Here is a 17,239-nt window from a genome sequence, read left to right on the forward strand (position 1 = left end):
TGATGTCGTGTCTCTCTGCACCTTCGACCCTTGACGGCGGAGGTGCTCATGGGAATGCAGACAGCCGTTCGGGAGGGCTCGGTCGACCAGGAGGTCGGGCCGCGGGATGACGCCCAGCTGATCCTCCTCGTTCGTCGCGGCGACCACTCCGCGTTCGAGGAGCTGCACCGCCGGCACCACGCGGCCGCGGTTCGGCTGGCGCGGGTCTACGTGGGCTCGTACCATTCCGCAGAGGATGTCGCGGCCGAGAGCTTCGGCCGGATGTACCGGACGCTCTGCAACCGGGCGGGCCCCGAGACGAACTTCCGGGCTTATCTCTTCACCGTCGTCCGGCGCGTGGCCGCCGCCGTGAACACGCTTCGGGCGCGGGAGGAGCTCGTCGATGACTTCCGGATGTTCGAGGCCGCCGGCGGGTCGTACGAGCTGCACAGCGGACTCGGAGACGGCGTGATCGGCGAGGCCTTCCGTGCTCTGCCGGAACGATGGCAGACGATCCTGTGGTACCTCGAGGTGGAAGGGCACACCACGCAGACGGCAGCCGGCCTGCTGGGGCTGACACCGAACTCCACAGCGGCCCTGGCGTACCGGGCGCGTGCGGGCCTTCGCGCCGAGTATGCGTTGCGCATGGCGCTCTGAGCCCCGTGCAGCACGGAAACGACGATGGCCGAGGGGATCCCCTCGGCGGCGATCGCCGCGACGGCCCACCCGTCCACGTCGGCCCCGGTTTCAGCAAGACAGTCCATTCGCAGATCTCCTTCTCGGCTCGCAATGGCGGTGACGGCGCGAATCGGCGCGCCTCGAAACATGAGAGGCCGGTCAGCGTCGAGGGATGACGCCGGCACAACCGGCCGGGTTGCGAGAAGAGAGTCGGCGCAGCGGGTGGCGATGATGCGCAGACGCACGACGATTGACGGCCGCGGACTCCGCAGGGCCTGCCAGGTCCCGGCAGGCGACTACTGCGGCAGCGTGGAGGCGAACTGATAGGGGAGCGAGCCGGAAGAGGTCAGGCTTCCCTCCACCCGTCCGGATGCGGTCGCGGTGTACGGGATGTTGACGGAGATGCTCGAACCTGCGCTGGCGGTCACAGCGCAGCTCAGGTCGTGCGCCGACGAGGCGCTGCACGACACGGAGCCGGGACAGGAGACGCTCGGAGGCGCCCACGTTGCGGTCGGAGACGCGTGCACCGTGAGCGTGTAGTCGGCTTGCTGGGCGTCGATCTGCCGTGATGCTCTCAAGGGAGCGCATGCGGCCCCGGCGATGACGCGCAGGTCACATCCGCAGCGCCGTGACCACAGCGGGAGCGATGGCGAGCGTCATCGCGACAGACGCGCCACCAGCGACCGGACGCTGGACAGCTCACCGGGAACGGCGAGGCTCCGGACGTGGAACAGATCTGTCGCGAACCCGACGTTGACCGAGTGGGCGGCGAAGGTCTCGATGGACTCCAGGGCGGCATCGCCGGCGACGAGAGCGATCATCGTCGCATTGGGCAGTACTGCGAGTGCGAGCGCGTTCGCACTCCGGAAGTGACCGCCCCAGCGGACGCCGGAGATCATCCGCTCGGTGAAGTGCGGCGAGCGTTCGGTGGCGACAGGTTCGGCGACGACGAGGCTCAGGCCTTCGGCGTAGGGCGGCCAGCCGGCATGCCGGGCGAAGATCTCCCCGAGCCTGACCGAGAAGTACTCAGCGGTCGGCAGGCCCGTGAGCGGGTCGACGCAGGTGCGGAAGGCGATGGTGGTCTCGTAGCCGTCCACCCAGCCGGATGATACGGCGCGCACCATCTCGACAGGGGGCTGAACGAGTCCCAACGCGCTGCACATGTCATCCAGGTCGGCGAAGGTCGCCTCCAGGTCGGCTCCGGCCAGCGCCCGCTCGCTCCCGAGCTGTCGGAGAGCCTCGGAGGGGTCCTCCCCGGAGTCGAGGGCGATGCACACTCGCTCGACCGCCGGGCTGTCCCACTCGGTGACGTGCGCGGACAGCGAGCTGCGCTCCTGCCAACTGGAGAACAACCGCGTCGCACGCCCAAGACCACCCGAGAGACTCATACCTGAAGAGAGTCGCGTTCGTGCGCCGCGGTGACGCGCAAACAGCTGCTCCACCTGGGAAACCGTTCAGGGTTTCCGATGCGAAGAGCGCCTGATCCTGCTCGGCCGCCAGTCGGTGTTGCGTCATCCACGCCCGCCCTTCGCGCTCACGTCCGGTGTCTGAATCGATCTGGAGGCAAGAATGCCGACTGCACCGACTGCCGAGCCGGGACGGAAGGCGGGCGCGTCGCACATCGAGCGCATGCTCGGAGTGAAGACCGGCCAGTGGGTGCTCATCACCCGCGAGTGCCCGATCGGCGAGGACCACACCTACAGCGACTCTGGCGCGGTTCGGCGCGCGCCCCTGGGCCGCAGCGATACCCGCGCGGACAGGCCGTGCCTCCACCGAGCGACCGTGCAGCAGGCGACCGACCTGGATACCGACATGGGCGGCGTGCCCGACGACAGCCGAGGTGAAGATCGCCCGATAGTCCTCGGGCCTGCTCGCCACGGCGATGAATGCGGGCATGGCGAGACCGTTGACGTGGGAGACGACCCTCTCGTCGAGGAGGGAGGCCCGTTCGTCGACGCCGATGCCATCGCACACGATGACGATGATCCGGCCGTCTGCGAATCGCACGGAGGTCAGCCGTTCCAGCAGACGCTCGGCGCCCCGTTCATCGTTCATCCGGATCCGCGATTGCGTGATCCTCGCGCTCGCCGAGGGCGGGAGCTGCACATCGAAGGCTCGCACGCTGAGCGAGCGATGTGCGACCAGTACCACTGCGTGACGGGGTCGGGGTGTTCCGCCCGGCGTTCGAGCTCTCTTCACATCGCCAGAGAGCAGCGTGAGCCGCGCCGCATGACGGAGTCGCGTCATTCCCCCGCTGGTTGCTCGCTCACTCTTCCCATGCGACGAGATCGATGAGGGTTCGATCCAGGAAGGACTACAGCGAGATGCGCCGGAAGTACGGCCGTGCGCGACAGATCACTGTGGGCGTGGTTGCGCTGAGCGTGGCGGGACATCGTCCGGTGCAGTGCGGCGCAGTCAGAACAGCACGGATCCACGACGAGTCCGTCACGGGCATCGAGACGATCAACTCCGGCACGAGGAGGGGGCTCGCCACGTGCACCCGATGCGGGGCGCGCGACGTCGACGTCGTCCAGCTGCTGAGGAACGGGGGACCGCGGTCGTCATGGCACTATTCGCCACACTCCCTCCCGGTGAGCGGGTGATCTCCCCGCTTCGGGATCGCCGCCTCCACGTCACGGAACGACGCACTCTGCGAAGGCCTCGGTCGCATCACTAGAATCGGCGACACACGGGCGCGCAATCTCGCTTGCCGCACGGGGATTGACCGTTCTCGTAGGTGAAGACGTCACGGGAGGCGCGCCGTGGACCAAGTGTTCGACGGATTGCAAGCTCTGCTCCTCGAGAGCAAGACCACGCCGCCCGACTTCAACGATTCGTTCGTGCATCGCCCCGCACTGATCGATTCGCTTCGTTCCGCCGAAGCGCGGCTGGTCACGGTCACGGCTCCGGCGGGCTATGGCAAGACGTCCCTGCTGGCGGAGTGGCACCGGAGCGAGCAGCGCATGACCGGTTGGCTGACCCTTCAGGGCGAGGACGACGACCCGGCGTCGGTGATCAGGCTGCTCGCCCACGTGTGCGCACCGTTCACCTCGGAGGCGGAGTCGGCGCTCTCGCAGTTCGCCGGCGCGGAGGGTGCCGTGCTGAGCCGCATGGCTCCGACCCTCGCGCTGGCACTCTCCCGCGTTGATCGTCCATTCGTGCTGTTCGTGGACGACATTCATGTGCTCCACGACGAGGGTTGCCTCGATGCGTTGAGCGTCGCCCTGGCCGGCGTGCCGCGAGGATCACAGGTCGTCCTGGCCGGTCGGCAGCGCGCGACCCGGTACGCCCGGGGGCGCCTTCTGGCCTCCGCCGTGCAGGTCGGCGCGGACGAACTGCGGATCGATCCTGCCGGCGCGCAACGGATCGCGGACGAGGTCGGTGTGCGGGTCGATGGCCGGACGCTCGATGACTGGGTCTCTCTCTGCGATGGTTGGGCCGCCGGACTGCACATGTGCGCATTGCTCTCTCGAAGCCGCACACCGGTGTCTCTCGGAGACAGTGCCCTCGTGGCCGACTATCTCTATCAGGAGTGCATGCGGGATCTTCCCGATCGGACCCGTCAGTTCTTGTTGCAGACGTCGATACTGACGGTGCATATCCCGAGTCTCTGCGACGCCATCCTCGGAATTGCGGACTCCGCGCAGATCCTTCGCGATCTCGAAGCCCAGCAACTCTTCGTGAGCTCCGATCGCGAGCGGCGCGCATACCGGCTTCACCCGCTGTTCCGCGAGTACCTGGAGGGAGAGCTCCGCCTCGAGGACGTGACTTCGGCGAAGGCGCTGCACAGCAAGGCCGCTCGATGGTTCCAGGAGCAGGGGCAGTTGCCGCAGGCGATCGATCACGCGATCAGCGCCGGGGATTTCGATGTGGCCACTGCTCTCGTCACCGCGGCCGGTCTGCACGCCTATGAGGCCGGCCAGGATGCGACTCTCGGCCGTTGGCTTCGAGAGATCGGCGACGGTCATCTGCTCGCCAACCCCTCAGCGGTCATCGTGTTCGCCTGGTACGCCGTCCTCGTCGGGACCGACGAGGACTCTGACAAGTGGAGCACGCTTCTCGGCAAAGTCCCGGACGACGCGGTCGCGGAGGGGATCAACCTCCTCTCCGCCAAGGCGATGATCCGTGCCATCACGATGAGGGATGGGATGGGCGCCGCGCTGCGCGATGCGGAGTTCGCCGTCGAGGTGGAGACCCTGGAGAGTCCGTGGCGCGATCCCGCTGTGCAGATCCTCGGCAGCACGCTGCTCCACTCCGGGCATGACGAGAGAGCCGTGGACGTGCTGAGGGAGGCGATGCACGTCGCCGACGCGCATCGGAATCCCGCCACGATCGCGATCTGCGAAGCGGAGCTCGCACTGTTGAGCATCGAAGACGCCGGGTGGGAGGCCGCGGCGGAGCACGCCGGCCGGGCGCTGAAAGCGCTCCAGGACGGCGGCATCGAGGGCTACGTGATGAGCGCCTATGTGTTCGCCGCCGTCGCTTGCGTCGAACTCCATGCCGGGCGCAGCGACGTGGGAGCGCACTATCTCGCTCGCGGAATGGCGGAGCGTCAACGATGCGGGAGGTCTGTTCCCCTGCTGGGCATTCCCAGCCGGCTGCTCCTCATCCGCGCACACCTGCTCTCCGCGGACACCGGTGCTGCGCGCATTCTGCTCCGGGAGATCGAGCAGATGCTGCCGCCGTACGATGAGGACCGCGGCGCACTCGACCGGCGGCTGGACGCCGCGCGCAGGGCCCTGCTGCTCCAGGAAAGCCGCTACGCGTCACGGGGAACGTCTGTCGCGCTCACTGCAGCGGAGCAGCGTGTGCTTCCCTACTTGCAAACGCACCTGACCCGAGCCGAGATCGCGCGCCGCCTTTTCGTTTCGCCCAACACTGTCGGAACACACATCACGTCGATCTTCCGTAAGTTCAACGCCCCGTCCCGTGCTGACGCGGTCACGCGAGCGTTCGACCTCGGGCTGCTCGGCGAACTGCCTGATCTCGTCGTCGCCGACTGAGGCCCGCGCATCGCCTGAAGAGTGATGCGACCTCGGCGATGAATCTCCCCGTCATGGTCGGTCGACTGCCCCGCGTTTACGGGGCGGCGACGAAACCGACCGTCCAGTAGTCTTTTGGCTGCGCGCGGGCGACCAGAAGCCCGTGCTCGATCACACCCGAACCAGGAGTCACTCTGTCCGAGAATTCGTCACCTCAGGTCCCCACTCTTCAGCAAGACCCGCAGCAGCCTCAGCAGCAAGCGTCGGGCAACGGCTTCGGCATCGCATCCATGGTCCTCGGCATCGTCACGATGGTGGGCTTCGCGATCCCCTTCCTGAACTACGTCACCATCGTCACGGGAATCGCCGGCGTCGTCCTCGGCATCGTCGGGCTGGTCATCAAGTTCCGGCCGCGCAAGGCTGCCATCGCGGGCGTCATCCTGTCGGGACTCGGTCTCATCCTCTCGATCGTCCTCGTGATCGTCTACACGGCGGCATTCGTCGGCGCGGCGACCGCCCTCAGCCACGAGACGGTCCCCCTCGCCTCCTCGTCCCCGAGCAGCTCTGGCTCGCCGGACGACAAGGCGTCCAGCACGAGTTCGTTCGCGGACGGGGTGCTGACCACTCCGGACATGAAGATCGTGATCACGGACCACAAGGTGATCCCGGTGGGCGCCCCCGGCAACGAATACGGCACCAAGCCGGTCCTCGCGTTCTGGTACTCGATCACGAACCTGACCGACAAGAAGCTGGATCCCACGACCGGCTGGATCGGCACGATCACGGCCATTCAAGACAACAACCCGAACGCGGTGAACAAGCTCAACGTGGGTTCGCTGCCCGACCAGGCGTTCCTCGACACCCAGCTGGAGGACATCAAGAACGGCGGCACCGTCCAGAACGCGGTCGCGTATGAGCTGACCGACGCGACGACGCCGGTGGAGCTCGTCGCTTCCGACGACCTCGGCATGACGACGATCGGCAAGCTGAGCTACCCCGTTCAGTAGCAGGCAACGGCCGTTCCAGCACCTGACCACATCAGCCCCCGCCTTCCCGGCGGGGGCTGATGTTTTCGTGCATCACCCGGCTCGTGGGGACCAACCCCGACATCGAGAACTCCAGCGCCCTTATCGTCGGCCTGTTCCTCGACGGGCGAAGAAATGGCGGCCGGTCGTTTGCTCCGTTGTCGAGCAGAGCGGAAGAGGCTCCGTCCGGGGAGCACCAGGCGAGCCAGGGGCTGACCGGCCGCTCATTGCGTCTCGGCCGGGTGCAGCTGGTCGACCAGCAGTGCTGAGATCACGTCGTAGCCGTCTCCGATCACGTCCCTGTCGGCGCTGAGCAGCAGGAGTGTGTTCGTGAGCATGCCGCGGCCGAGGAAATCGGTGATCTGATGTCGGCTCGCCCCGGCGTCACGGAGCAGGCCGTGGACCTCGGTGAGGAGGCGACGTGACTCCACTCCGATCGCGGGGACGTCGGCGGCGGAGAAGCCGTGCGCGAAGACCCGCACCGCGTCGCGCTCGAGGGAGACCAGTCGCTGGTACGCCCGCCCCGCCGCTCGCAGGTCGAACGGATCGGCCTGGAGCTCGGTCTGCAGGCAATCCACGATCTTCTCGCCCGAGAACCGGTGGGTCGCCACGAACAGCCGCTCCTTGGAGCCGAACACCTGCATCACATACGGCTGCGACACCCCGATCTCTGCCGCGACCGACGCGGTCGAGGTTCCGAAGTACCCGCGGTGGGCGAACGCCCGCTCCGCACCGGCCAGCAACTCCCGCGAACGGGCGGGAACGGCCGGTGCGCCGTGTTGTGCGTCCACTTCCATCATCCTCGATGCTTATCGTACGATAAGTCGGGCCGGGCAGGCCTGGACGATCGGAGGCGCCGTGAGCACGACAGACCCCGCCCTGGCACGACGCCTGCGCGAGCAGGCACGTGTCGGCCGCCCTGGCGCGCTCGTCTGGCTGCTCGTCTCGGAGCTGCTGCTCATCGTCGGAGCAGCCCTGCTGGTGCGGGGGATGTTCGGTTTCGCCGAGATCCCCGCCGACGGCACCGACGACCCGCCACTGGGCGTGTTCGGCATCGCCGCAGGGCTGCCCGTCGTCCTTCTGTCGACGTTCATGCACGTGGGAGCCCTCCGCCGCTACACGGGCAAGCTTCTCGGTCGGAGCCCCTTCCTCGGGATCACGCCCCTCATGTTCGTCGGCTTCGCCGCCGGAGCGTGGTGGGGTTGGGCGACCACGCGTGACGCGTGGCTGTGGATCCCCCTCGCCATCACAGCCGCAGCGGCGGTCCTTGTCGTGCTGGCCGTGTCGGCCAGGGTCGGACGGAGGCGACAGGACGGGATCCTCGACGAGGTGGCGGCAACGGGGCGCATCGTGCCGGGGGTCGTCACCGAGATCGCCGAGATCGACCCATCGTCCGGAGGCCTCATCGGCCCCATCACGGTGAAGTTCGCGGACGCCTCGGGCACCGACCGCTGGGTGACGAAGCTCGGACAGTGGCGACGGGCAGACCTCCCCAAGAAGGGCGATCCGGCATCCGTCCTCTTCGACCCGTCCGCGCCCGGCGACACCCGCCGCATCTGGGTCGGGCCGGCCGGCGCCCGCGGCGCGCAGGACTTTCGGGCGTGACGCGTTCCACGCGGCAGGCGTGACCAGGCGATCACCGCGGAGCCGATCGTTCACTCCGTGACATTCGTCCCTTCGATGAGGGGACGCGCGGCTCTGCCCTGCTCTCCGGCCGCTTCCTAGTGTCGGGGGCATGGTTCAGACACTCAAGAACGCGCCCGTGTCCCGCACTTCGGGGAGGGTGGGACGACTCCTCCGGCTCGCCACGGTGGTTGCGGCCTCGCTTGCGGGCATCGTCGTCTGGTCGATCTGTGTTCCCGTGCTGGGCGTCGACCTCGGGGTCGGATCCGGGTCGGCTGCGCAGACGGTCGGGCCGGTGAGCGTCCTCGTCGTCTCGTTGCTCGGCGGCGTCGTCGCGTGGATGCTCCTCGCCGTGCTCGAGCGGCTGTTCGTGCGCGGTCGGCTGATCTGGCAGATCTCCGGATGGGCCGTGCTCGTGCTGTCGTTGGCCGGTCCCGCCGGTTTGGCACAGTCGACGGGCGCGCTCATCGGCCTGATCGCGATGCACCTGGTCGTCGGGTCGGTGCTCGTCGTGGGGCTCGCATGGCCGCCGCGGGCTGCGGCGCGTAGATTCTGACGTGGCCGGACGCTCCTCCGGCCCCGGTTCCACCACATCACACGGACACTCCATGACAGCTGACACGGTGCAGTGCGCGGCGGCCCCGCGGTCCGCGCAGGACGACGACCGCTACGGCCGGCCGGCGCAGACGGCGGAGTCGACCTGGATCTCCCGACATCCTGGTCCGTGGTTCGCCGTGATCTGGGCTCCTGTGCTCCTCATCGGCCCGCTCGTCGACGCCGCGATCGCGGGGCAGGCGATCCGGATCATCTCGCTCGTGCTCGTCGGAGCGCTGTTCTCGGTCGCCGTCTTCGCTCCGTCCCTTCGCCTGGGCTCACCGGCGCGGTCCCGCCGAGTCGCGGAGGCTGCGGCCGCCGTACTCCTCGTGGCGTGCACGGCGTACCTGTTCGCGTGGAGCACCGACCGTGCCTTCGTCTTCCCGCTGCTGGCCATCGCGATGGCCGCCGCAGTCCGCCCGCGCTGGGCGCTTTCCGTCGTCTCGGCGCTGACGATCAGCGGGGCGCTCGCCGCAGGGTTGCAGGGTGACTCGCTCAGCGCCGCGATGGGTCTCGGTTTCTCGACGTTCTTCGCCGGTGTCGCCGTCTACCTCGTGGAGCGTCTGACAGGGCTCGTCGTACTGCTCGACCGCACGCGCGCAGAGCTCGCCACGGCTGCTGTGGCGCAGGAGCGGCTGCGATTCTCACGTGATCTGCACGATCTGCTCGGTCACACGCTGTCCGTGATCGTGGTGAAGGCCGAGGTCGTCCGGAGGATGGCCGGCATCGACCCGGCCGTGGCGGCGGAACAGGCCTCGGAGATCGAGACGGTCGGGCGCCAGGCCCTGTCCGAGGTGCGCGAAGCGGTCTCCGGGTATCGCTCGGTGACCCTGCACGAGGAGATCGCGAGCGCCGTGCACGCCCTGCGTGCCGACGGTGTCGACGTCGAGGTGTCTGTACCGGAGATGACGCCCGACGCGCGGATGGACGCGTTGCTCGGCTGGATCGTGCGCGAGGGGACGACGAACGTCCTGCGGCACTCGGGCGCCACGTTCTGCCGGATCGCGATGGAGCGCGGCGACGAGTCGCTGCGCATCGAGATCGTCGACAACGGCGGCGGCTCCGCCGGGGACCGACGGCCCGCAGGGGACGGACTGCCCGCTCGGGGGAGCGGCCTGCGCGGATTGCGCGAACGCGTTCAGCAGCTGGGCGGAGAACTGACGGCAGCGCCGACCGCATCCGGATTCCGGCTGGCGGCGACCATCCCCGCACCGGGTCGGAGGGGACCGCGATGACGCCGGAGCCGGTGAGGATCATGATCGCCGAGGACCAGGGGATGATGCGCTCGGCTCTGTCCTTGCTGCTGGAGCTCGAGCTCGATTTGACAATGGTGGGGGAGGTTGCCCGGGGAGACGAGGTCGTGGAGGCTGTTCGCGCTGTGCGACCCGACGTGCTGTTGCTGGACATCGAACTCCCCGGACGCAGCGGTCTCGACATCATCGGCGAGGTCGCCGCGATGGAGCCGGCGTGCTCTGTCATCGTGGTCACGACCTTCGGGCGGCCCGGATACCTCAGGAGGGCGATGGAGGCCGGGGCTCGAGGATTCCTGGTGAAGGACGACCCGATCGAACGACTCGCTGCCGCGATCCGGCGCGTGCGCTCCGGCGAGGTCGTCGTCGACCCGACCCTGGCCCTGCAGGCGTTGAGTGCGACCTCCAGCCCGCTGACGGATCGGGAGCGCGAGGTCCTGAGCGAATCGGCCGACGGCGCCACGGTCTCCGACATCTCGCGGCGGCTGCACCTCTCGCCCAGTACGGTACGCAACTACCTGTCCTCGGCGATCGGCAAGACCTCCACGCGGAATCGCGCCGAAGCGCTCGGGGTCGCGCGCGACCGCGGCTGGCTGTGACCGACGAGCCGGCCGTGGTCCTCGCCGTCCTGGCGATCGTGGCAGCGGAGTAGGCCCGAGAGGGCAGGCGGAGAACTACGACCGGGCCGGGACCCGCGTGCTCTCCGTCGGCATGGTCAGCTCGATGCGGAGGCCTCCGGACTCCCGGCCTGAGATGCGGAGCGAACCGTGGTGGGCGTCGGTGACGCTCTTGACGAGAGTCAGTCCCAGCCCGTGGCCGCGCGGACCCCTGCGCTCGGCTGTGCGACCGAGTCCGCGCACGAACGGTTCGACGAGCGATTCGACGACGTCGGGCGCGAGCACCGGTCCGCTGTTGGCGATGACGAGCGTGGTCTCGCCGTGGGAGGTCGTCGTCGACAGCTCGATGGTGCCGCCGTGCACGTTGTGGCGCACCGCGTTCTGCACCAGGTTGCGGACGGCCTGCCGGACGAGGACGCTGTCGCCCGTCAGCGCGGCGGGCGACAGGTCGGAGGTCACCGTCAGCGCGGCCGCGGCGATCGCCGCCGACTCGTCGGCGAGCGCCGAACGCACCATCGACGTGAGGTCGATGTCGTCGTGTCGTCCGCGGGCGGATCCGGCTTCGGCAAGGTCCAGGAGGGACTCGACGGTCTCGATGTTGCGCTTGTTCGTCGCGTACACCCGTTCTGCGACGGTGCGGAGGGTGGGCAGGTCGAGTTCGGGGTCGGAGAGGGCGACGTCGAGCAGCGTCTGCGTCGTGGCGATGGGTGTCCTCAGCTCGTGCGACGCGTTCGCCGAGAACCGCTGGTGCTCCTGGAACGAGCGCTCCAGCTTGGCGAGCATGTCGTCGACCGTGTCGGACAGATCGCGGATCTCGTCGCGGGGACCGGTGGCGTCGACGCGCTGCCGGAGGTCGCCGGAGGCAGCGCGCTGGGCGACGGAGTTGATCCGCTGCAGCGGTTTGAGGACGCGGCCGGAGATGATCCAGCCGATCGTGGCTCCGACGACACCCAGCACGACGAACGCGGCGATCGAGACCGTGAGGAGCAGATTCAGCAGCTCACCGGTGCTGCTCACCACGGGCAGCGCCGGTACCGAGGCGGTCACGCCGTCCGCACTTTTCTGGAGGGCGATCGAGTCCGGCGTCGCCGCAGGTGTGGTGGGGGTCAGCGAGGTTGCGCTCGTCAGCTCGTAGGTGGGGACGAAGCGCATGAACACATAGACGACGCCGAGCATGAGACCGCCGGTTCCGCCCAGGAGCGCGGCGTAGGTCAGTGCCAGGCGGGCCCTGATCGTGAAGTGCCGTGCGCTTCGATCCTGAACAGCGTCCCCCGTCTTCATCGTGGCGCCTCGAACGAGTAGCCCGCGCCGGGGATGGTGTGGATCACCCACGGCTCGCCCAGGCGCTTCCTCAGATTCGAGATGGTGACTCTGATCGTGTTGGTGAAGGGGTTGGCGTTGGCGTCCCACGCCTTCTCGAGCAGGTTCTCGCTGCTGACCACCCCGCCCTCGGCGCGCATCAGGATGTCGAGCACGGCGAACTCCTTGCGGCTGAGGCGGACGAGCCTGCCGTTGCGGTAGACCTCGCGGCGGAACGGGTCGAGGGAGACGCCGGCCGCCTCGATCACGGGCGGCCGGGACGCGGCCGGACGTCGCTCCAGCGCACGCAGCCGGATCACCAGCTCCGGGAAGTCGAACGGCTTCGACAGATAGTCGTCGGCGCCCAACTCGAACCCGCTGACCTTGTCGTCGAGGGTGCGGGCCGCGGTCAGCATGAGCACCCGGCACCCGGGCGCGTTGGCGGTCACCCACGCGCACACGTCGTCGCCGTGCACCCCGGGGATGTCCCTGTCGAGGATGACGACGTCGTAGTCGTTGACGGCCAGGTACTCCAGCGCGGTCTCGCCGTCCCGCACCAGGTCGGCCGCGATGGTCTCGCGGCGCAGGCCCGTCTGCACGGCCTCGCCCAGATACTCCTCGTCTTCGACGATGAGCGCGCGCATCCGATCTCCTCACTGCTGTTCGGGTGCTCGGCCGGCACGGTGCCGGATCGATGCCGGCCGAGCTCCCCCGGGAAACGAGCCAAGCACGCAGCATGTCATCGGAACGTAAAGGATTTCCTGAACGTCGTCGTAACCGCCGTTCCGGTGGACTCGTCGCAGCGGGCCTCCCGGCTCGCGGCGATCGAAAGGACGACACCATGTCTCTGCTCACCGGGCGGCGCGCCAAGAACGCCGCAGCCCTCCTGGCCATCCCGGCCCTCCTCCTCGCCTTCACGGCCTGCGCGGCGAACCCCGGGGCGGATTCCGGCTCCGGTTCCGGCGGCGGCTCGTCCTCCGGGTCGAACGCGCACTCGGGCTCCGGGCAGAGCGAGCGGGAGGCCTGGCAGTTGAAGTTCGCCCGGTGCATGCGCGACAACGGTGTGGACATGGCCGACCCCGGTAGTGCCGGCGCGCCCGGCCTCTCGGTCGACGCGAGCAACCAGGATGCGGTGATGGCCGCCTCGGCGACCTGCGAGAAGAAGGTCGGCACCCCTCCGCCGTTCAGCCCCGAGGAACAGAAGAAGATGGCGGCCGATTCGCAGAAGATGATGCTGAAGATCGCCAAGTGCTATCGCGACAGCGGCTTCGACGTGCCGGATCCCAAGCCCGGTGACAGCGTGGCCGTGCCCTCCGGTGCTCCCGACGACATCGTTCAGAAGTGCGGCGGCGGACTCGCCAGCACGGTGCCGGCGCAGTGACCATGACCGACGAGAACGAAGGACCGGCGCGCCCGAAGCGCCGAGGACTGTGGATCACGGCGATGGTCGTCGCCGCCGTCGTGGTCACCGGATGCGGCGGGGCAGCCGCCTACGCCTTCTCGGCCTCCGACCGCCCTGTCGCCAAGAAGCCGATCGCACCCGCCACCGAGCCGATCGAGCGGGGGACGCTCACCGGCAGCAGCAAGGCGAGCGGCTCGCTCGCCTTCTCCGACCCGCATGACATCGCCTCCGGCTCCGCCGGGGTGGTGACCGGTCTGCCGCAGCCGGGTACGACGATCAGCGCGGGGCAGTCGCTCTTCTCCACGAACAATGTCCCGACCTACCTGTTCCGCGGCGATCTCCCCGCCTGGCGTGCCTTCTCCTCCGGAATGGACGACGGGCCGGACGTGAAGCAGCTCGAGCAGAATCTGAAGGCGCTCGGGTTCTTCTCCGGAGAGCCGGACGACGAGTTCAGCTGGCGGACGCAGAGCGCGATCACGGCCTGGCAGAAGGCGACGGGGCAGGAGCGGACGGGCAGCATCGAGCTGGGGCGCATCGTGTTCCAGCACGGTGACGTCCGCGTCTCCGCGCTGAAGGCCGCCGTCGGCGACCAGGCCTCACCCGGGGCGCCCATGATCTCCGTCACCGGCACGGAGAAGCAGGTGTCGGTGGACCTCCGCCTGGCCGACCAGCAGCTCGCGAAGACCGGTGGCACCGTCACCATCGACCTGCCGGGCGGCAAGCAGACCGCGGGCACCATCACCTCGGTCGGCACGCCGCAGGAGAAGAAGGACAGCACCACCGGGGGGACGACCGCCACCATCCCCGTGGTCGTCGAGCTCGACGATCCCGCTGCCGCCGGCGAGCTCCAGCAGGCGACGGTCACGGTGAACTTCCCCTCCGAGGTCAGGCAGAACGTGCTCTCCGTGCCGGTCGGCGCACTCCTGGCGCTCTCCGGATCGCAGTTCGGTGTCGAGGTGGTGCAGAAGAACGGCACGACCAGACGTGTCCCCGTGAAGACGGGGCTGTTCGCCGGCGGCCGCGTCGAGATCTCGGGCGCAGGACTCACCGAAGGCCGGCGAGTGGTGGTGCCGTCACTGTGAGCGAGATCATCATGCTCCGCGATGTGGAGCGGGCATACGGCCATCCGCCGGTGCGTGCCTGCGACGGCGTGAGCCTCACGATCGAGTCAGGCGAGCTCGTCGCGATCGTCGGGCCGAGCGGCTCGGGAAAGTCGACGCTGCTGAACCTCATCGGGACGCTGGACCGCCCCACGGCGGGAACCGCCCTGATCGACGGTGTCGACGTGCACACGCTGTCGGATGCGGCGCTCTCCGCCCTGCGGGCGCACCGGATCGGCTTCGTCTTCCAGCAGTTCCACCTGGCGGACGGCGTGAGCGCGGTCGACAACGTCGCGGACGGCCTGCTGTACACCGGCGTCCCCCGCCAGGAACGCCGGCGGCGGGCGCGCCGCGCGCTCGACAGCGTCGGCCTCTCGCACCGCTACGGTCACAAGCCGAACGAGCTCTCCGGCGGTGAGCGTCAGCGGGTCGCGATCGCGCGGGCGGTGATCGGGGACCCGCCGCTCCTGCTCGCGGACGAGCCGACAGGCAACCTGGACTCCACGTCGGGCGCCGCCGTCGTCGAGCTGCTGCACGAGCTGAACGCGCGCGGCACGACCATCGTGCTGATCACCCACGATGTGACGATCGCGGACCAGTTCCCCCGGCAGATCGCCGTGTGCGACGGCCGGGTGGTCTCCGACTCGGCGGCACTGGCGGTGGCGTCATGACCGCGGCGACCGAGGCGGCGGCGGGCCGCCTCCGGCCTTCGCGCTCCACGGTACGGCCGGCCGATGTCCTCCGCCTCGGCACCACAGGGCTCCGCGCCCGGCCGGTGCGGGCGGTGCTCTCTGCGCTGGGCATCGCGATCGGAATCGCGGCCATGCTCGCGGTGGTCGGCATCTCGGCCTCCAGTCAGGCTCGGCTCAACGCTCAGCTGGCGAGTCTCGGCACCAACCTGCTCACCGCGCAGGCGGGTACGTCGATCTTCGGCGAGAACACCAAGCTCCCGCCGGACACCGTCGGCAAGGTCCGCATGGTGGGCGGCGTCGAGAGCGCGAGCTCCATCGCGACGCTCTCGGGAGTGAACGTGTTCCGCAGCGAGCTGATCGACCCCGCCGCCACCGGTGGCATCCAAGTGGCGGCGGCGGACACCGACCTCCTCCGCGTGGTCGGCGGCACCGTCCGCTCGGGTGGGTGGTTGAACGCGGCGACGGGGGCGTTCCCGTCCGTGGTGCTCGGAGCGACCGCGGCCCAGCGGCTCGGCGTCGTGGCACCCGGCGCGCAGGTGTGGCTCGGCGGGCGGTACTTCACGGTGGTCGGCATCCTCGACCCCGTGCCGCTGGCGCCGGAGCTGGACACGTCCGCGTTGATCGGGATCCCGGCCGCTACGTCGGTGTTCGGCTTCGCCGGCAACCCGACGACGGTGTACGAGCGGTCGACGGATGAGTCGATCGACTCCGTGCGTCGGCTCCTGCCGGGAACGGTCAGCCCCCAATCGCCCGGCGACGTCACGGTCTCCCGCCCGTCGGACGCGCTGGCGGCGAAGAACGCGGCCGACCAGGCGTTCACCGGCCTGCTCGTCGGACTCGGCTCGATCGCGCTCCTCGTCGGCGGCATCGGAGTCGCGAACACCATGATCATCTCGGTCATCGAACGGCGACGCGAGATCGGGCTGAGGCGGGCACTCGGTGCGACACGGGGGCACATCCGCGCACAGTTCCTCGCAGAGGCGCTCGTGCTGTCGGCGTTCGGCGGCGTTCTCGGTGCACTCCTGGGCTCGGGGGTGACTGCACTCATCGCGGTGCTCAACGGGTGGCCCGTGGCGATCCCGCCGGCGGCGGTCGGAATCGGCATCGTCGCGACCCTGGTGATCGGGGCCGCTGCCGGCCTGTATCCGGCGATGCGCGCGTCCGCCACTCCGCCCACGTCAGCGTTGAGCTCCTGAACGGGGAGCGCATCCGGCTCTCGAACTCGTCGGGCTGCGCGAGCGTGGGTGACTCGGCCACCGGGAGCCGCGCGGACCCGCACGGCGCCGGTCGGATGATCCTGTGGGCGGTACGCCGGGTCAGGCGCGCGCGCGCAACGTGCCGGCCAGCCCCTCGGCGAATTGCTCGGTGGCCCCGATGATGTCGACATCGTCGGGGTCGAGCAGCCACTGCGTGTTGAGTCCGTCGATCACGGCCACGATCTCCGCGGCCTTGAGGATCGGGTCGATGTCGGTGGCGAACTCGCCGGTGCGCTGACCTTCGGCGATGAGTTCCGCGACGATGCGACGCAGTCGGCGATACCGGGCGACGAAGTGATCGTGGGCGACCGCGTGCTGCGGGAGGTTCTCGGCGACGAGGACGGCGAAGAGCCGCACCAGGTTGGGCTCGGCGACGTTGCGGCGCGCCGAGGCGGGGATGGCGCGGATGGCGTCGAATCCGCCGATCGCGGCGAGTTCCTCGGCGAACGCGACGGCGGCGCCGTCTCGTTCGTCGATGACGGCGTCGAGCAGGGCCGGCTTGCTCCCGAAGTAGTAGAGCAGGGCCTGCTGGGTGACGCCGACGCGCTGGGCGATGTCGGCGATGCTCGTGTCGCGGTAGCCGTTCTCAGCGAAGAGCTCGCTCGCCACGTGCAGCAACTCGTCGCGCCGGGAGTCGCCGCGCCCGGTGCCGCGGTGCCGTCGGCGGCGCGACGGGGCCGCCTTGTCGCTGCTCTCGCTCATGTCCCTATTGTGCCCGCTTGCATTTTACTTACCACTCGGT

Annotated in this window: 18 protein-coding genes; 12 read left to right on the plus strand and 6 right to left on the minus strand. The window is 69.1% G+C overall.

The genetic code is table 11. The features are described 5' to 3' along the window. Positions 1-48: 48 nt before the first annotated feature. On the plus strand, positions 49-636 hold the full coding sequence (locus KNO15_RS18870; RefSeq protein WP_241705358.1) for an RNA polymerase sigma factor: 588 nt from the start codon (positions 49-51) through the stop codon (positions 634-636). Between the two features lie 317 nt (positions 637-953). Here KNO15_RS18870 and KNO15_RS23185 read toward each other — a convergent pair whose 3' ends face one another. Together KNO15_RS23185 and KNO15_RS18875 are read right to left on the minus strand one after the other, a co-directional pair. Further along, positions 954-1,085 (minus strand): hypothetical protein, encoded by a 132-nt coding sequence (locus KNO15_RS23185; protein WP_278046601.1) that lies wholly within the window; start codon positions 1,083-1,085, stop codon positions 954-956. Positions 1,086-1,313: 228 nt separating this feature from the next. Continuing rightward, on the minus strand, positions 1,314-2,045 hold the full coding sequence (locus tag KNO15_RS18875) for a hypothetical protein (protein ID WP_241705359.1): 732 nt from the start codon (positions 2,043-2,045) through the stop codon (positions 1,314-1,316). Between the two features lie 181 nt (positions 2,046-2,226). Between KNO15_RS18875 and KNO15_RS18880 the strand changes: the two genes are divergently transcribed. The 3 genes from KNO15_RS18880 to KNO15_RS18890 all read left to right on the plus strand — a co-directional run bounded on the left by KNO15_RS18880 (position 2,227) and on the right by KNO15_RS18890 (position 6,646). Next, positions 2,227-2,952 carry a hypothetical protein gene (locus tag KNO15_RS18880; RefSeq protein WP_241705360.1) on the plus strand — a complete coding sequence of 242 codons (726 nt, stop codon included), beginning with the start codon at positions 2,227-2,229 and terminating at the stop codon, positions 2,950-2,952. A 476-nt stretch (positions 2,953-3,428) separates the two neighbouring features. Then, positions 3,429-5,660 (plus strand): helix-turn-helix transcriptional regulator, encoded by a 2,232-nt coding sequence (locus KNO15_RS18885; protein WP_241705946.1) that lies wholly within the window; start codon positions 3,429-3,431, stop codon positions 5,658-5,660. 269 nt (positions 5,661-5,929) lie between these two features. After that, positions 5,930-6,646 (plus strand): DUF5067 domain-containing protein, encoded by a 717-nt coding sequence (locus tag KNO15_RS18890; protein ID WP_241705361.1) that lies wholly within the window; start codon positions 5,930-5,932, stop codon positions 6,644-6,646. Between the two features lie 242 nt (positions 6,647-6,888). Here the strand turns inward: KNO15_RS18890 and KNO15_RS18895 are convergent, their stop codons facing one another. Beyond that, positions 6,889-7,455, minus strand: coding sequence for a TetR/AcrR family transcriptional regulator (locus KNO15_RS18895; protein ID WP_241705362.1), 567 nt, complete (start codon positions 7,453-7,455; stop codon positions 6,889-6,891). Positions 7,456-7,522: 67 nt separating this feature from the next. On the opposite strand from KNO15_RS18895, the gene KNO15_RS18900 reads away from it, so the two are divergent. The 4 genes from KNO15_RS18900 (at position 7,523) to KNO15_RS18915 (ending at position 10,730) form a co-directional block, all read left to right on the plus strand. Continuing rightward, on the plus strand, positions 7,523-8,269 hold the full coding sequence (locus tag KNO15_RS18900; protein ID WP_241705363.1) for a hypothetical protein: 747 nt from the start codon (positions 7,523-7,525) through the stop codon (positions 8,267-8,269). Positions 8,270-8,399: 130 nt separating this feature from the next. Beyond that, positions 8,400-8,843 (plus strand): DUF6069 family protein, encoded by a 444-nt coding sequence (locus tag KNO15_RS18905; protein ID WP_241705364.1) that lies wholly within the window; start codon positions 8,400-8,402, stop codon positions 8,841-8,843. Positions 8,844-8,895: 52 nt separating this feature from the next. Further along, positions 8,896-10,116 carry a sensor histidine kinase gene (locus KNO15_RS18910; protein WP_241705365.1) on the plus strand — a complete coding sequence of 407 codons (1,221 nt, stop codon included), beginning with the start codon at positions 8,896-8,898 and terminating at the stop codon, positions 10,114-10,116. Next, positions 10,113-10,730, plus strand: coding sequence for a response regulator transcription factor (locus tag KNO15_RS18915; RefSeq protein ID WP_241705366.1), 618 nt, complete (start codon positions 10,113-10,115; stop codon positions 10,728-10,730). Before KNO15_RS18910 ends, KNO15_RS18915 begins: the two co-directional genes overlap by 4 nt. Before the next feature lie 75 nt (positions 10,731-10,805). On the opposite strand, the gene KNO15_RS18920 is transcribed toward KNO15_RS18915, so the two are convergent. Both KNO15_RS18920 and KNO15_RS18925 read right to left on the minus strand, forming a co-directional pair. After that, a complete protein-coding gene (locus tag KNO15_RS18920; RefSeq protein ID WP_241705367.1) occupies positions 10,806-12,029 on the minus strand; it encodes a sensor histidine kinase in 1,224 nt (407 codons plus the stop codon). Beyond that, positions 12,026-12,691: a response regulator transcription factor gene (locus KNO15_RS18925; protein ID WP_241705368.1), complete on the minus strand. Its 666-nt coding sequence runs from the start codon at positions 12,689-12,691 to the stop codon at positions 12,026-12,028. The genes KNO15_RS18920 and KNO15_RS18925 overlap by 4 nt, the downstream gene beginning before the upstream one ends. 197 nt (positions 12,692-12,888) lie before the next feature. Here KNO15_RS18925 and KNO15_RS18930 point away from each other — a divergent pair, with 197 nt between their 5' ends. Genes KNO15_RS18930 through KNO15_RS18945 form a run of 4 tightly spaced genes read left to right on the plus strand, consistent with a single transcriptional unit; the run spans position 12,889 to position 16,437 of the window. Beyond that, positions 12,889-13,428, plus strand: coding sequence for a hypothetical protein (locus tag KNO15_RS18930; RefSeq protein WP_241705369.1), 540 nt, complete (start codon positions 12,889-12,891; stop codon positions 13,426-13,428). A gap of 2 nt (positions 13,429-13,430) precedes the next feature. Then, positions 13,431-14,531, plus strand: a complete 1,101-nt coding sequence (locus tag KNO15_RS18935; protein WP_241705370.1) for an efflux RND transporter periplasmic adaptor subunit — start codon at positions 13,431-13,433, stop codon at positions 14,529-14,531. Continuing rightward, positions 14,528-15,220, plus strand: coding sequence for an ABC transporter ATP-binding protein (locus KNO15_RS18940; RefSeq protein WP_241705371.1), 693 nt, complete (start codon positions 14,528-14,530; stop codon positions 15,218-15,220). Before KNO15_RS18935 ends, KNO15_RS18940 begins: the two co-directional genes overlap by 4 nt. Then, the gene (locus tag KNO15_RS18945; RefSeq protein WP_241705372.1) at positions 15,217-16,437 is read left to right on the plus strand and encodes an ABC transporter permease; all 1,221 of its coding nucleotides are present in this window, start codon (positions 15,217-15,219) and stop codon (positions 16,435-16,437) included. The genes KNO15_RS18940 and KNO15_RS18945 overlap by 4 nt, the downstream gene beginning before the upstream one ends. Before the next feature lie 120 nt (positions 16,438-16,557). Here the strand turns inward: KNO15_RS18945 and KNO15_RS18950 are convergent, their stop codons facing one another. Further along, the gene (locus KNO15_RS18950; protein ID WP_241705373.1) at positions 16,558-17,199 is read right to left on the minus strand and encodes a TetR/AcrR family transcriptional regulator; all 642 of its coding nucleotides are present in this window, start codon (positions 17,197-17,199) and stop codon (positions 16,558-16,560) included. Positions 17,200-17,239: the final 40 nt, after the last annotated feature.

This window comes from Leifsonia shinshuensis (assembly GCF_022606355.1).
In the GTDB taxonomy this organism is placed as follows: Bacteria; Actinomycetota; Actinomycetes; order Actinomycetales; family Microbacteriaceae; genus Leifsonia; species Leifsonia shinshuensis_B.